Here is a 14,832-nt window from a genome sequence, read left to right on the forward strand (position 1 = left end):
ATCTTTAAATGATTCAAACAAAATGAGCAAGGTAATAGAGACACATGAGTGATATCCAAGAACCGCTAATTGTATTGCAGCGCCGTATGCAGCAGCGCCAAATCCTAGCGATGATGGGTATTGAGCAATGGGTACAGCCGAATTCAGCGACGCTCAATATTACGGATATTGAGGCGGCTGAAAGTCAATTTGACTTATCTAATCAAAGCGCCTCTAACCAAAATATTGCACAACCAAGCGTTGAAGCAGAAGTCGTGGCGCGTTTAAATAATAACTCTTTAGACAATGAATCAGCAGACTCTATACTGGATACAGAAAATACGCCTGCTAGCGATTATGGTGATATTCAGAGTTATAATGACGTTCAAGATATTAACGAGCATGCCAATGAGCAAAGCCCAGTAAGCTATAGTTTTGACAGTACGACAAGCCATGCATCGAACTCTCCAAGCAATAGCGACTCTCAAGATAGCTTGCAACAAATACCACAAAACGTTGAGCAAGCGGTTGCCCCTTTAATAGACACCGTAACAACGACAGCCACTCCATCTATCAATCAGAATAATATTGCCGAAACCAATAATGATAATAGCCTTAAAAAGGTAGCACCATTTGATCTACAAGGTGGTCGCTATGGCGATTGGGTAATTCTGGTTGATATCCAAGCACTCAACAATGACAGCGAAAAGCTATGGCAAAATATCACGCAAGCATTGTCAATCACTTGCGAGACAACCTCATTTCCGATATGTGAGGGTATGGATACTGCCGAGCTTGCCAATGCTAGCCTTGCTGGATATGTGTTTAAGATTGGGCGCACTGAAGAAATAAAAGTAATGTCACTAACCGCACTGCCTGAAGGTCTTCACCATCCTAAACTTACTGCAGTACCCACCTTGGATGAGATGCTCGCTGATAGTAACCTAAAGCTTCAATTGTGGAAGCTGCTGTCGAGTCAGAGTTAAAGGCTGATGGCTTGCTGCAATAGCTATTGAACATAGCGATTAAGAATAAAATAGAGATAAGACTTACCTTAAGGGGTTTTAAAGCTGCAGTTCGAAAACTTGGCTTTTAGAACTTAGCTATTAAAACTTACATAACCACGATGACTTCATCATATTTAGGATATTGATTATGACCAGTAAAGCCGCTCCTAACCGTGTACCTAATTTTTCAGCGGGACCCGCTACGATACCGACCGCAGTGCTTGAGCGTGCGCAAAGTGAGCTGCTTGATTGGCAGGGGCGCGGTATGTCGGTCATGGAAGTAAGTCACCGTAGTAAAGAATATGTCACGATTACTGAAAAAGCCGAAGCTAAATTGCGCTCGTTAATGGATATTCCAGATAACTATAAGGTGCTATTTTTACAAGGCGGTGCCAGCTTACAGTTTTCAGCGATACCATTAAACTTATTAAATGGTGGGCGCGGTGACTATCTGACTACCGGTGCATGGTCAGGTAAAGCAGTCAAAGAAGCCAAGCGCTATGCCAAACTGGGTCTTGGTGAGGTTAATGAGGTCGCTACCGGTAAAGACAGCAATTTTACTAATGTGCCGGCTCAAAGCGATTGGAACCTAAGCGAAGATGCTGCGTACTTCCACTACTGCGCCAATGAAACCATTCATGGTCTACAGATATTTGAGCCGCCACAAGTTGATGCGCCGATTATCGCCGACATGTCTTCTTGCATTTTGTCACAGCCAATTAATGTATCTAAGTTTGGCATGATTTACGCTGGCGCACAGAAAAACATCGGTCCAGCGGGACTGATTATTGTGATTATTCGTGAAGATTTATTGGGGCAGGCAAGTGAGTGGTGCCCGCTGCTCATGAACTACGAGCATCAGGCTGAAAAAGAGTCGATGTCAAACACGCCAGCGACGTACTCTTGGTATTTGGCAGGGTTGGTATTTGATTGGTTAGAAGAGCGGGGCGGCGTTGAGGCTATTTATAAAGTGAATCAGCAAAAAGCGAATTTGCTATATAAAACAATCGATGACAGCAGCTTCTACAGTAATCCAGTTGAACCTAAATATCGCTCTATCATGAATGTGCCGTTTACGTTAGCAGACGATAGCCTTGATAAAGTGTTCTTAGAAGAGTCAGAGGCTGCAGGCTTAATGAACTTAAAAGGTCACCGTGATGTGGGCGGTATGCGTGCCAGTATCTATAATGCGGTGTCGCTAGATTGGGTACAGCAATTGGTTGACTTTATGATCGCATTTGAAAAAAAGCACGCTTAAATCAGTACAGTTTCTAAAAAAAGACGCAGCTTTATTGAGTTGCGTCTTTTTTTTTATGAAAATTAACATTCTTTGTGGATGAATAAAGCCTCATAGCACCTACTTAATAATGCAAACCATTAGGTTAAAAAACTGAAGTTTGTTATGATAAAATCTCGCGACATGGCTATTTTGCAGTCAGTATTTAAGTTTTCATTAGTTAAATTGATTGAGTTTAGAGGGTAGTTACAAGGTCATGATGATAAAAAATGCCATGCTAAAAGCCGTCTTACTCATCACCACTATGAGCTGGATACCAGCCAGTATTGCGGTGCCAATCACCACTACCGCGCTTGGTCATAATAGCCCGACTAAGTATATTGACGCGCCATACATGCCTTATGCCAATCCAAATGCGCCGACAGGGGGGACATTGTCGCTTGATGCGCGTGGTACCTTTAATGCAGCCAATAAATGGATGACCACGGGTGTAGCAATGATTGGTACTGACTATTTATATGATACTTTGATGACAGGCTCACTAAATGAAGCCTTTACCATGTATCCGCAGCTGGCAAGTAAGGTGACCTACGACCCTGAGGATACCAGCTGGATTATCTATCATATCAATCCAGCCGCGCGCTTTTGGGATGGGTCACCTGTCACCAGTCACGATGTCAAAGCCACTTATGATGCGATACTGAATAAAGGGCCGATGTATATCCGCAGTTATTTGGGCGATATTAAACATATTGAAATTATTGATAAGCAACGAGTGAAGTTTGTCTTTGCTTCTGATGACAATAAAGAGATTCTATTAACAGTCGGGCAGTTTCCGATTTTTGCCAAGTCTTCTATTGATGTTGATTTTGAAAAAATTAGCTTAACGCCATTGATGGGTAGTGGACCTTATAAGCTTGGACGCGTCGATGCCGGACGTTCAGTCAGCTATGTACGTGATCCCAATTATTGGGGGCGTGATTTGATGGTCAATCGCGGTCGTTATAACTTTGATATGATTAAGTTTGTGTATTATCAAAGTGATGAAATTGCTTTTGAGGGTTTCAAATCTGGTCAATATCGCTTTCGCCCGGAAAACAAAGCTTCTAATTGGGCAACCGGTTACAACTTCCCAGCAGTAAAAGCAGGCCTTATTCACAAAGAAAGCATCAGCAGTCAGAATCCCGTACCGATGCAGGCACTGGTTATGAATATGCGCCGACCACTTTTTCAAGATATTCGCGTGCGTCAAGCATTAACCGCAGCTTATGACTTTGAATGGATGAATAAGACATTATTTCATGGGCAGTATGAACGCTTGCAAAGCTTCTTTCATGGCTCAGAGCTTGCCGCTACTGGTACGCCATCTACTGCTGAGGTGCAGGTGCTAGCGCCTTTATTACCTAAGCTTGAACCAATTCAACGTAGAGCGGTATTAGCAGAGTGGCAACTGCCCACCAGTGATGGTAGCGGCTTTAATCGTGAAGCGTTATTAAAGGCGCGTAAGCTTTTGCTCGATGCTGGGTTTTATTATGACGATATGAAGTTATATCAGCCTGATGGCAAGCTTGCTCAAATTGAGATTTTGATGACAGGCGAGACCATGGGGCGTGTTTTATTGCCTTATATTCGTAATTTAAAACGTTTGGGATTTGATGCGACTCTACGGCAAGTGGATGGGCCGCAATATTACGAGCGAATGCGCCGCTTTGATTATGATATGGTGGTCGATGTATTTGCGCAGAGTTTATCGCCTGGCGCTGAGCAAGCGGCATTTTGGGGTAGTGCGGCGGCTGATCAACCTGGCAATAGAAATACAGTCGGTATTAAAAACACAGTCATTGATGAGATAACAGCTGCACTTGCAAATGCTGAAAATCGCGACGAGATTGTTTTATACACTCAGGTGCTAGATCGTCTACTACGCGGGGGACATTATGTAGTGCCCCTATATGGCAAATCTGGTACCAATGTGGCCTATTGGGATCAGTATCGCCATACCCAAAAGCTACCAACTAATGCTGTCGGTATCGATTATTGGTGGGTTAATAAAGAAGCCGAAGCACGCGTCAACAAATACTTAAGAAAATAAACGATGGTTTTTAATTTTTCATCAAAAAATAGCTACTCTCAAGATTTGAATAAAAACATAAGCAACACCTATAACTACTGGTAAGGATTTGATATGAGTATTCGTATTCACCCGATTAAAGCGTTTAATGATAACTATATTTGGACGCTCATTAACGAGGGTAACAAGCAAGCCATCGTTATTGATCCCGGTCAAGCTGAACCTGTCATTACCTACTTAGAAGACAATGAGCTGGAGCTTACGTCTATTTGGACTACGCATCATCACCATGACCATATCGGCGGCGTTGCAGAGTTACAAGAGTCTTATCCGATGACGCATCTGGTCGCACATAGTGAGCATACGGTAGATGAAGACCAAACTATTAAAGATGGTAGTACGGTAAGTGCTTGGGGCTGCTCCGCGCAAGTATGGGATGTCTCAGGTCATACGGCCAGTCATATGGCTTATATATTAGATATCGATGGTAGTAAACATTGCTTTTGCGGTGATACCTTATTTAGTGCGGGCTGTGGACGTGTATTTACGGGGACGATTGAGCAGTTGCATGAGAGCTTTAAGCGTTTAAATGGCTTGCCAGCAGAGACATTATTGTATCCAGCTCATGAATATACCGCCAGCAATCTGCGCTTTGGCCTATCTATTGAGCCTGCTAATGAAGCAATGCAGCAAGCATTGGCGCAAGCTGAAGAGAAAACCGCCCAAGGTATCCCGACATTGCCAGTCACTCTAGAACATGAGCGCGCAATCAATGTGTTTTTGCGCACGCAAGAGCCGAGTGTGATTGCAGGCGTCAAAGCTAAGATGGCTATTGATGATGATAAGTCGCTGACGGTATTTGCCGCGTTACGTGAGCTGAAAAATAACTTTTAAATTCTAGGGCATGTCCTCAATTCAATTTTTCAAATGAGGACACGCCAAAAGTGGTCCTACCTGTTTATTTTAGGAAGCTGTCATATGGGTCGTTATATCTTAAAAAGATTGCTACTGATATTACCGACGCTATTTTTGATATTGCTGGCGAACTTTGTAATTGTACAAGCAGCGCCTGGCGGTCCTGTGGAGCAGCAGCTAGCGCTTATCGAGCAGGGTGCGAAAGACAGTGCGCTCGGTGGTAATATCGGCGCGGGTAGTGCAGGCGGCAACGATAGCACCTATCAAGGCACGCGCGGTCTATCGGAGGAGATGGTTGCGGCAATTAATGCCCAATACGGCTTTGACAAGTCAGCCCCTGAGCGCTTCTGGTTAATGCTAAAGAACTATGCCCAGTTAGATTTTGGTGAGTCGTTTTTTAAAGGCCAGACAGTGACCGATCTCATTATAGAAAAGCTACCAGTATCGATCTCGCTTGGGCTGTGGAGTACGCTGCTGATTTATATGATCGCCATTCCACTCGGGGTCTATAAAGCCATGCATCATGGTTCGGGGATTGATAAAGCCACCGCTATGCTACTTGCCATTGGGCATGCAATACCAGTATTTGTGTTTGCAGTCATACTACTGGTGTTTTTTGCGGGTGGTAGCTACTGGAATATCTTTCCACTGCAAGGACTAACCTCTGAGAATTTTGATCAATTAAGCGCACTGGGTAAAGTGAAAGATTACTTTTGGCACCTGGCATTGCCGCTGCTAGCAAGTACCGTTGGCGGCTTTGCAGGCTTAACCTATTTGACCAAGTTTAGCTTTTTAGAGGAGCTGGGTAAGCAATACGTGCTTACCGCTCGAGCCAAAGGCTTAGGCGCGCGTCAAGTGTTGTACGGTCATGTGTTTCGTAATGCGATGCTGATTATTATCGCTGGTATTCCGGCAGCTATCGTTGGGATTTTCTTTGCTGGTAATTTTCTTATTGAAATCATCTTTAAGCTCGATGGTTTAGGACTGCTTGGCTTTGAAGCCATTCAGCAGCGTGATTATCCAGTGATATTTGGTACGCTGTTTATCTTTACCTTAGTTGGTCTACTATTGCAGCTCATCAGTGATTTAAGTTATCATTTAATTGATCCTCGTATTGATTTTGAGGGGCGTTAATGTCAAGTCATCCATTACCTTCAACACCCTCAACCGTATCTTCTATTCCTATAGAAAAAAAACGTCGCCTAAATCCTATCTGGCAAGCACGCCTAAACCGCTTTCGTCACAACCGTCTTGGCGTCATATCGCTCGTTATTTTTGCTCTGATATTTGTCCTTTGTATGGCAGCCAATGTGATCGCCAATGACAAGCCACTACTAGTGCAGTATCAAGGCGATTATTATTTTCCTGTGCTAAAAGCCTATCCTGAGACGACTTTTGGCGGGGTATTTGAGACCGAAACCAATTACAAAGACCCTGCGGTGCAAACGCTGATTAATGAGCAAGGCTTTTATGTGATGCCGCCCATTCCCTTTGCCGATCAGACGCCAAACGTTGAGCTGGGCATTCCATATCCTGCGCCACCCAATAGCCAGAATTGGCTTGGTACTGATGATTTAGGCCGTGATGTGCTGGCGCGGATACTTTATGGCATGCGGGTATCGTTATTGTTTGGTCTGGCACTGACGCTAGCAGGTGCGTTGATTGGCGTCATCGTCGGTGCGATACAAGGTTATTACGGTGGCTGGGTAGATTTGGCAGGGCAGCGCTTTATGGAAGTGTGGGGCGGGATGCCGCAGCTGTTTATGATTATTATTTTGGTCAGCTTGTTTAGTCCCAGCATCTTTATGCTGTTTGCCATGATGCTGCTATTTGGCTGGATGGGATTGGTCGGTTTGGTACGCGCCGAGTTTTTACGGGCGCGTAACTTTGATTATGTCCGTGCCGCTCGCAACCTTGGTGTTTCGGACAGTCAAATCATGCTCAGACATATCTTGCCTAATGCGTTGGCCTCAAGCTTGTCACAACTGCCGTTTATCCTAACCGCTAATATCATTGCTTTAACAGCGCTAGACTTCTTAGGGTATGGTTTACCGCCTGGGTCACCATCGCTTGGTGAGTTGATGGTGCAAGGGAAAAACAACCTCGATGCCCCTTGGCTGGCCTTATCTGGATTTTTCAGCTTAACCTTTATTTTATCATTGCTCATCTTCGTTGGCGAAGCGCTGCGTGATGCCTTTGATCCGAGGCTCTCCTGATATGACAACTGATAAGATGATAAACGCCAATATGAAAACTGCTACTGAGCAAAACAACCGTTTAAACAACAGTCATAGCAACGTACAAAACAAACTCATGCTGATAGTGGATGAGCTTAGCATTGCTGTCACTTCTGGCGTGCCTTTAGTCGATAATTTATCCTATGAGCTACGGCAAGGACAAACCCTAGCCATCGTTGGTGAGTCGGGTTCTGGTAAATCGATTGCCAGTCTTGCGCTGTTGGGCTTGTTATCAGACAGTTTGACCGTTACTGGTGAAGTGAAATTGGCCGATGACACGGGTATGACGACATTGCCGATAAGCAATCAAAAAACACGTGATGCTGCGCTACGCTCTATCCGCGGTCAACGCATCGGCATGGTGTTTCAAGAGCCGATGACGGCGCTCAATCCACTACATACCGTCGCTAAGCAAATCGCCGAGTCGTTGCGTCTCAGCGGTGTATCCAAAAAGCACTGGCGAGAGAAAAGTATTGCCTTGTTAGACGATGTCAATATTACTGAGCCTGCTGACAAGCTGAATCGCTATCCGCATGAGCTGTCTGGTGGTCAACGTCAGCGGGTAATGATTGCTATGGCATTAGCGCAGCAGCCAGATATCTTGATCGCTGATGAGCCGACCACCGCGCTTGATGTCACCTTGCAACATGAGATTCTCACCCTGTTAGATGATCTCAAGCGTCAGCACAATATGGCAATGATATTAATCAGCCATGATCTCAATTTGGTTAGACGCTACAGCGATGAAGTCATCGTTATGCGTCAAGGGCACACTATTGAACAAGGGCAAACCGCAGATGTGTTTAGTCAGCCTAAAGCGGACTATACCCGATCGCTTATCAAGCAAGACTTTGGGCAAGCGCTAAGTTCATTTAATAATGCAAGTCAGCAACCAACCGTATTGCAGGTCAGCAACTTACAAGTACAGTTTCCGATTGAAAAAAGCTTGTTCGGCAGTACTAAACGCTGGTTCGATGCGGTAAAAAATGTCGATATGAACCTGCAAAAAGGGCAGGCACTCGGTATCGTTGGTGAGTCAGGCTCTGGGAAAACCACGATTGCCCTTGCGCTAAGTCAATTACTCAGCAATCAAGCGCGTGTCGGTGGTCGGATACTGGTTAATGAACAAGATATTTCAGCATTGTCCAAGAGCGAGTTGCGTAAGTTCCGCTCGCAGATTCAAATGGTATTTCAAGACCCTTTTGCCAGTATTAACCCGCGTATGACGGTCATGCAGATAGTTGAAGAAGGTCTATTAGTAAAAGGCGTGGGCAAAGTTGCTCGCCAGCAGGCAGTAATAGATAGTCTGGCGACCGTGCACCTGCCTGCTGAGTTTGCGCAGCGTTATCCGCATGAGCTATCGGGTGGGCAGCGTCAGCGGGTAGCACTTGCGCGCGCACTTATTATGAAGCCAAGTCTATTGATACTGGACGAACCAACGTCTGCACTTGATAGCACCACGCAAGTCACTGTGGTCAGCTTGCTACGTGAAATTCAGGAAAAACTGCAAATCAGTTACGTGTTTATCAGTCACGACCTAAAAGTCGTACGCGCATTATGCCAACATATTATGGTGCTAAAAGAAGGCATATGCATTGAGTCTGGACCTACCGAAGATGTTTTTGAAAATCCAAAGCATCGGTATGCAAAGCAGTTACTGCAGGCAAGCAAGATTTAGCATCAGTAGAATTAAAAACGTCAATTTAAAGCATTTTTTTTACATCGCTGCTGTGGCCTGTGGTCTTATATAGCCGTTTTAACGAGCATGGTTGGTTAGGTAAATAAGAACACATCAGTTCACAATAATAACTATATTTCAAGAAATACACTGTCACAATGATGCTAGACAGTAGTTAGTTATAATGTGATTAAAAGGATTTTTTTATGCCCTCAAAAAAACAAAACCCTATTACTAAATTAATAAATACCGATGGTTTGCAGCACGCAGGTTATCTGGCGGTTGCCAAGACTCGCGCCAAGGCACTAAAAGCCTTTTCTTATGTGGTACCTATTAGAAGGCCAATGTTATTCGTCGGTGAGACCTCTTGTGAGGATCTATGCGATATGCTTATCAGTGAAGGTAGTAGCAATGTATTTATTGTCACTGATGCGGTGCTTAACAAGCTTAGTATTTCTGCCAAAATCGCTGATTATCTAGATAGTAAAAACATCAGCTATCATGTCTACGATGGCATCACGCCAGATCCTACTTTTACCGTCGTTGAAGAAGGTTTGAGCCAATCTATTGACGCTCAGTGCGACTCAATTATTGCCATCGGCGGTGGCTCGGTCATCGATGCAGCCAAAATGATCGCTATGGCACAGGGAAATAAATGCACACCGCAGCAGCTTATTGGTCTTTTTAAAGCGAAAAAACCCTCTATGCCATTATACTGTGTGCCAACGACAGCTGGTACGGGTTCAGAAGCGACATTGGGAGCAGTCGTATCCGACGATAAGACCCATCAAAAGGCCTTGTCTATCGACCCGAAGATGGTGCCATTAGCTGCAGCCATTGATCCAACTATTATGCAAGGTATGCCAGCACATATCACCGCCGATACGGGTATAGACGTGTTGACACATGCCCTAGAGTCTTGGATGAGTGCCAATGCCAGCGTCGAGACCGACTATTATGCTGCCTCTGCGGTCAAATCCGTTATGGAGTATCTGTCAGTCGTATACAAAGATGGTGGCAATCTAAAAGCCCGTGAAGAGATGGGAATAGCGGCGCACTATGGCGGTATCGCTTTTAATAAAGCGGGTCTTGGTTATGTCCATGCTATCGCACATCAGCTAGGCGCATACTATAGTATTCCTCATGGTCGCGCCAATGCCATCGTCCTGCCTTATGTTCTCGATGTCAATCGACAAGCGTGCCAAAAAAGACTGGCGGAGCTGGCCAAAAAAACTGGCATGGTAAAGGACGGGCAAGCTGGCAATAGTGACGCTGAGATTGCCGATCATCTTATCGCGCAAGTACGAGAATTGATTGCCACTTTAAACATCAGTCCAACGGTCAAAGGTATGCAAAGTAGTGACTTTGATAGCATTGCGAAAGCTGCGGCTAAAGAAGTCAGTGACACCTATGCAGTTCCGACTTATCTGTCTAAGTCTGAGATTAAAGACATCTTAATAAAGATCAAGCAGGCCAGTGAGGATCGGATGAGCAAGAATGAAAGTAACGACGAAGCTGCATAATAAAGTAAGCCTTAGTAAGACAAGGTATTACCAGTTTTGTGTATGAGGTGTTCTTAATTGGTTGAAAACTTATCAAAAGCCCTTCATATATAATGATACAGGAATCTTTTAGTATTGCTTATTTTGGGTGCTTTTTAAGGGTTCTATAATTTTATAACGTTACTGTTAGGAAATCTTATGAATCGAAAATTAAAGACGAGCGCTGTGGTTATGGCTATCGCGGCAAGTAGCACTCTTTACGTTGGCTGCGCTTCTACTGAGAACACTGCTACTGTAAAAAACACGCCCATTGATAACCCTTATGCACCTACTGATCCAAATTTGGCAGTGGCTACTGTAGCTGGCGGCTGTTTTTGGTGTGTGGAAGCGGGTTATGAAAAGATACCTGGTGTGATTGAAGTAGTATCTGGTTATGCTGGTGGACAATCTACCAATCCAACTTACAGTACAGTATCAGCAGGAGGTACAGGTCATACTGAGGCGGCTCAAGTGTACTATGATCCAACGAAAATCACTTACAATGGCATCGTGCAAGCCTTATGGCGAATTGCTGATCCTACCGATGATAAAGGTCAGTTTGTCGATCGCGGTACGCAGTATCGTCCAGCTATTTTTTACCAAAATGAGCAAGAAAAACAGATAGCCGAGTCGGCTAAGCAGTCGTTGCAAGCTTCGGGTGTTTATGACAAACCCGTCGTGATTGAAATTGTTCCTGCCAGCGATTTTTATCCGGCAGAAGAGTATCATCAAGATTATTATAAAAAAAATCCGTTACGTTATAAGGTCTATACCTTTAACTCTGGTCGTTACCAGTTTATAGAAAGCGTGTATGGTAAAGATTATGAGCTGGACTTTAGTCAGTTTAAGCCAACTTCTACTAGTGTAGAGTTAGGAGTGGAAGATAGCGCATCGAAAGTGCTAACTTTAGAAGAGACAACAAAATTGGGCTTTAATCCAGATAATTTTGTCAAGCCCTCACAAGTTGAGCTAAAAAAGTCGCTGAGTAGCATTCAATATAAAGTCACGCAAAAAGATGATACTGAACGCGCCTTTGATAATGCTTATTGGGATAATAAAGAGCCTGGATTATATGTAGATGTAGTATCAGGTGAGCCATTATATTCTTCACGTGATAAGTACAAATCTGGCACAGGCTGGCCGAGCTTTACCCGTCCTTTGGATACAAGCTTCGTCATAGAAAAAGCAGATCGGGGTATATTTGGCACTCGTACCGAAATTCGTAGCCGCTATGCCGACTCACATGTCGGTCATGTCTTTGATGATGGTCCAGCACCTACAGGCAAACGCTATTGCATGAACTCAGCGGCATTGCGTTTTATTCCATTAGCGCAAATGAAAAAAGAGGGCTATGGTAACTGGATTGATCAGGTCAAACCAGTTAGTTAATGCCGTCTTATTAAATTTAAGAATCGCTCACTACTGTCTAAATAGCATAGTGAGCGATTTGCGTCTGTGAGCGCTCAACGATTGCAGTATATCAACTACAGTGATGGCCTAAATTAGCACTATTGAAACTGGCACAAAAAAGGATACTTAAGTATCCTTTTTTATTGTCTATCAAAGACTAGAAAGCTGGCTGACGCTTGGGCACCGCCCCTAAGAACTCATTACGTGCTTGATTATCGTGTACATATTCACCAAGCATCGCTGTACTACGAGTGGTTGAATGCTGCTTACTGACACCGCGCATCATCATACACATGTGTGATGCATCCATCACTACTGCCACACCGCGGCAACCAGTTACATCCATAATGGTTTGAGCCACTTGCTCACTTAAGTTTTCTTGAATTTGCAAACGACGGGCGAACATATCGACGATACGAGCAAACTTTGACAACCCTAATACGTGTCCATTAGGCAAATAACCAATATGAGCGATACCGTGAAAAGGCAACATATGATGCTCACATAGCGAGTAAAATTCAATATTTTGTACCAATACTAGCTCACGGTTGGTCGATGGAAATACTGCATCGTTGACGACTTCATCTAAGCTTTGATGATAGCCTTCGGTCAGATGAGCAAAAGCCTTTGCTGCGCGTTCGGGAGTATCTTCAAGACCAGGGCGCGCCAAATCTTCGCCTGTTGAACCAATCAACTGACGGTAAGATTCGATACTTTCTTGATGTTCTGAGATTATGGTTGGGGTGTTACTCATAAGTTTGGCAGCCATCCAAAATGTAGGTGTAGCTTAACGCTAAATCCTTGGTCATAAACAACCGTTATAAAGGATTTTTATAAAAATGTGCAAGCTGGGAAGGGCTACGATTATACTTGAAATCGGTGCAACTTCATACCGCTATAGACAATGCTAAACTGCTTAATAAATGAGAGCAAATATAAAGCGATAATAGTTTACGACTGTTTACTTATTTTGAATCGTGTATAATGAGTCATCTTTTTACAATGACATTTGCTACTTCTTTTATTGTAGCGTCAATGATTGGCTGAATCACTTTACCTTAACTTTCATCATTTTAATTTATTAACAAGGAAATATTATGCTACTGCAAGGACAACGTTTCGTCGTAACTGGCATTGCAAGCAAACTATCTATCGCATGGGCTATCGCTGAGGCATTGCACCGCGAAGGCGCCTCATTGATCCTAACATATCCAAACGACAAGATTAAAAAGCGCGTCGATATGGCAGCTGAGCAGTTTGAAGCTGATTTAGTGCTTGAATGCGATGTGGCATCTGACGAATCTATTGCTGCTTGTTTTGAGCAAGTGAGTAATCATTGGGGCGATGGTATCAATGGCGTGGTCCATGCGATTGGTTTTGCACCAATGGATCAGCTGGATGGTGATTTTGTTAGCGCCACTACTCGTGAAGGCAGTCATATTGCTCATGATATCTCAAGCTATAGCTTTGTTGCGTTGGCTAAAGCCGCTCGCGAATTGCTGGCTATGCGTCACGGTTCTATGTTGACCTTGACTTATGAAGGCAGTATTTCAGTCCTGCCTAACTACAATGTCATGGGTATGGCAAAAGCAAGCTTGGAAGCCAGTGTACGCTACCTTGCTACTTCTATGGGCGGTGAAGGTATCCGTGTTAACGCCATCTCAGCAGGTCCTATTCGCACCCTTGCAGCCAGCGGCATCAAATCCTTTCGTAAAATGCTTGATATCAGTGAAAAAATCGCACCGCTACAGCGCAATATCAATCAGATGGAAGTCGGTAATGCAGCACTATTTTTGCTTTCGCCTTGGGCATCTGGTATTACCGGTGAGATTATGTTTGTTGATGCAGGCTTCAACACGGTTGCTATTAGTGAGCAGTTAATGATGCTTGATGAAGAACCAAAATAACTGTGTTTAACCACAGATTCTATAGTTTGTAATATATTGAAGACAGCCCATTGGCTGTCTTTTTTGGTTATACTGTTACCTTTTTGAGGACAAGCCTTTAGGCTATAGACATGATAACCAAACTACCAAAGTGGATACTGTGGGGCGGGGCGGTACTAGCGTTTAGTGCTGGTTGTGTTAACACCGCAGCACTCATGGGTTTTGCCAGATTATCTGTCTCGCATGTCACAGGCAACGTCAGCTTGTTTGCAGCAGCTATTGCTTATTTAGACGCTCGTAGCATCTTATATATTGGTGCGCTATTACTGTCCTTTTTGGCAGGCGCAATACTGAGCGGTTTCGTGATTGGTCAGACTTCTTTGAAATTAGGTAGACGTTATGGGCGTGCCCTATATATTGAAGCGGCGTTACTATTACTTAGTTACTGGTTATACCAACAGCATGATTATTTAGGGCAGTTGACTGCGGCAATGGCTTGTGGATTACAAAACGCGATGGTAGCGACTTATAGTGGCGCCGTCATTCGTACCACACATTTGACAGGCTTGACATCAGATATGGGGGCAGCGATTGGCAACTGGCTAGCGGGACGATCAATTAGCAAGCCTACGCTAGGGTTTCAGGCCATCATTTGGTATTGCTTTTGTGGTGGCAGCGTTGTAGGAGCATTGTTATATGCTAGCGTTGGTTATGGTGCGCTATTATTACCGATAAGTATTGTTTTGATAGCTGCAATTGTCTATAACCGTGCTTCGGATCGTCTGCCCGAAAGGAGAGACTCGATATAATAAAGGTGTCTACCGAATCAATCGATAGACGCCATTGTCTATGCTTATAAATGAAATAAGGT

General features: G+C 44.0%; 12 protein-coding genes. 11 read left to right on the top strand and 1 reads right to left on the bottom strand.

The window, feature by feature from the left end; all coding sequences use genetic code 11:
* Positions 1-44: 44 nt before the first annotated feature.
* From BTV98_RS05720 to msrB, 9 genes are all read left to right on the top strand, one after another.
* Positions 45-965 carry a hypothetical protein gene (locus tag BTV98_RS05720; protein ID WP_058368870.1) on the top strand — a complete coding sequence of 307 codons (921 nt, stop codon included), beginning with the start codon at positions 45-47 and terminating at the stop codon, positions 963-965.
* Positions 966-1,134: 169 nt separating this feature from the next.
* Positions 1,135-2,244, top strand: coding sequence for a 3-phosphoserine/phosphohydroxythreonine transaminase (serC, locus tag BTV98_RS05725; protein WP_058368869.1), 1,110 nt, complete (start codon positions 1,135-1,137; stop codon positions 2,242-2,244).
* A 238-nt stretch (positions 2,245-2,482) separates the two neighbouring features.
* Positions 2,483-4,315, top strand: coding sequence for an extracellular solute-binding protein (locus BTV98_RS05730; protein ID WP_058368867.1), 1,833 nt, complete (start codon positions 2,483-2,485; stop codon positions 4,313-4,315).
* Between the two features lie 93 nt (positions 4,316-4,408).
* Positions 4,409-5,188 carry a hydroxyacylglutathione hydrolase gene (gloB, locus tag BTV98_RS05735; protein ID WP_058368866.1) on the top strand — a complete coding sequence of 260 codons (780 nt, stop codon included), beginning with the start codon at positions 4,409-4,411 and terminating at the stop codon, positions 5,186-5,188.
* A gap of 84 nt (positions 5,189-5,272) precedes the next feature.
* A complete protein-coding gene (gene yejB / locus BTV98_RS05740; protein WP_075103114.1) occupies positions 5,273-6,343 on the top strand; it encodes a microcin C ABC transporter permease YejB in 1,071 nt (356 codons plus the stop codon).
* Positions 6,343-7,425, top strand: coding sequence for an ABC transporter permease (locus tag BTV98_RS05745; protein ID WP_075103115.1), 1,083 nt, complete (start codon positions 6,343-6,345; stop codon positions 7,423-7,425). The genes yejB and BTV98_RS05745 overlap by 1 nt, the downstream gene beginning before the upstream one ends.
* A 1-nt stretch (position 7,426) precedes the next feature.
* The gene (locus BTV98_RS05750; protein WP_227511750.1) at positions 7,427-9,124 is read left to right on the top strand and encodes an ABC transporter ATP-binding protein; all 1,698 of its coding nucleotides are present in this window, start codon (positions 7,427-7,429) and stop codon (positions 9,122-9,124) included.
* A 206-nt stretch (positions 9,125-9,330) separates the two neighbouring features.
* Positions 9,331-10,647, top strand: coding sequence for an iron-containing alcohol dehydrogenase (locus tag BTV98_RS05755; protein WP_075103116.1), 1,317 nt, complete (start codon positions 9,331-9,333; stop codon positions 10,645-10,647).
* 177 nt (positions 10,648-10,824) lie between these two features.
* The gene (gene msrB / locus BTV98_RS05760) at positions 10,825-12,054 is read left to right on the top strand and encodes a peptide-methionine (R)-S-oxide reductase MsrB (protein WP_075103117.1); all 1,230 of its coding nucleotides are present in this window, start codon (positions 10,825-10,827) and stop codon (positions 12,052-12,054) included.
* Between the two features lie 178 nt (positions 12,055-12,232).
* On the opposite strand, the gene folE is transcribed toward msrB, so the two are convergent.
* Entirely contained in the window at positions 12,233-12,829 is a 597-nt protein-coding gene (gene folE / locus BTV98_RS05765) for a GTP cyclohydrolase I FolE (protein WP_218612948.1), read from the bottom strand.
* A gap of 343 nt (positions 12,830-13,172) precedes the next feature.
* Between folE and BTV98_RS05770 the strand changes: the two genes are divergently transcribed.
* Together BTV98_RS05770 and BTV98_RS05775 are read left to right on the top strand one after the other, a co-directional pair.
* Positions 13,173-13,982, top strand: a complete 810-nt coding sequence (locus BTV98_RS05770; protein WP_075103119.1) for an enoyl-ACP reductase — start codon at positions 13,173-13,175, stop codon at positions 13,980-13,982.
* Positions 13,983-14,092: 110 nt separating this feature from the next.
* Positions 14,093-14,770: a YoaK family protein gene (locus BTV98_RS05775; protein ID WP_075103120.1), complete on the top strand. Its 678-nt coding sequence runs from the start codon at positions 14,093-14,095 to the stop codon at positions 14,768-14,770.
* Positions 14,771-14,832: the final 62 nt, after the last annotated feature.

The sequence above is a fragment of the Psychrobacter sp. Cmf 22.2 genome, from assembly GCF_001921745.1.
Lineage (GTDB): Bacteria > Pseudomonadota > Gammaproteobacteria > Pseudomonadales > Moraxellaceae > Psychrobacter.

Coding starts and splice junctions, on each gene's coding strand:
- yejB (WP_075103114.1), top strand. CDS start 5,273: ATGGGTCGTTATATCTTAAAAAGATTGCTACTGATATTACCGACGCTA.
- gloB (WP_058368866.1), top strand. CDS start 4,409: ATGAGTATTCGTATTCACCCGATTAAAGCGTTTAATGATAACTATATT.
- BTV98_RS05775 (WP_075103120.1), top strand. CDS start 14,093: ATGATAACCAAACTACCAAAGTGGATACTGTGGGGCGGGGCGGTACTA.
- BTV98_RS05720 (WP_058368870.1), top strand. CDS start 45: ATGAGTGATATCCAAGAACCGCTAATTGTATTGCAGCGCCGTATGCAG.
- BTV98_RS05745 (WP_075103115.1), top strand. CDS start 6,343: ATGTCAAGTCATCCATTACCTTCAACACCCTCAACCGTATCTTCTATT.
- BTV98_RS05770 (WP_075103119.1), top strand. CDS start 13,173: ATGCTACTGCAAGGACAACGTTTCGTCGTAACTGGCATTGCAAGCAAA.
- msrB (WP_075103117.1), top strand. CDS start 10,825: ATGAATCGAAAATTAAAGACGAGCGCTGTGGTTATGGCTATCGCGGCA.
- BTV98_RS05750 (WP_227511750.1), top strand. CDS start 7,427: ATGACAACTGATAAGATGATAAACGCCAATATGAAAACTGCTACTGAG.
- serC (WP_058368869.1), top strand. CDS start 1,135: ATGACCAGTAAAGCCGCTCCTAACCGTGTACCTAATTTTTCAGCGGGA.
- BTV98_RS05730 (WP_058368867.1), top strand. CDS start 2,483: ATGATAAAAAATGCCATGCTAAAAGCCGTCTTACTCATCACCACTATG.
- folE (WP_218612948.1), bottom strand. CDS start 12,829: ATGAGTAACACCCCAACCATAATCTCAGAACATCAAGAAAGTATCGAA.
- BTV98_RS05755 (WP_075103116.1), top strand. CDS start 9,331: ATGCCCTCAAAAAAACAAAACCCTATTACTAAATTAATAAATACCGAT.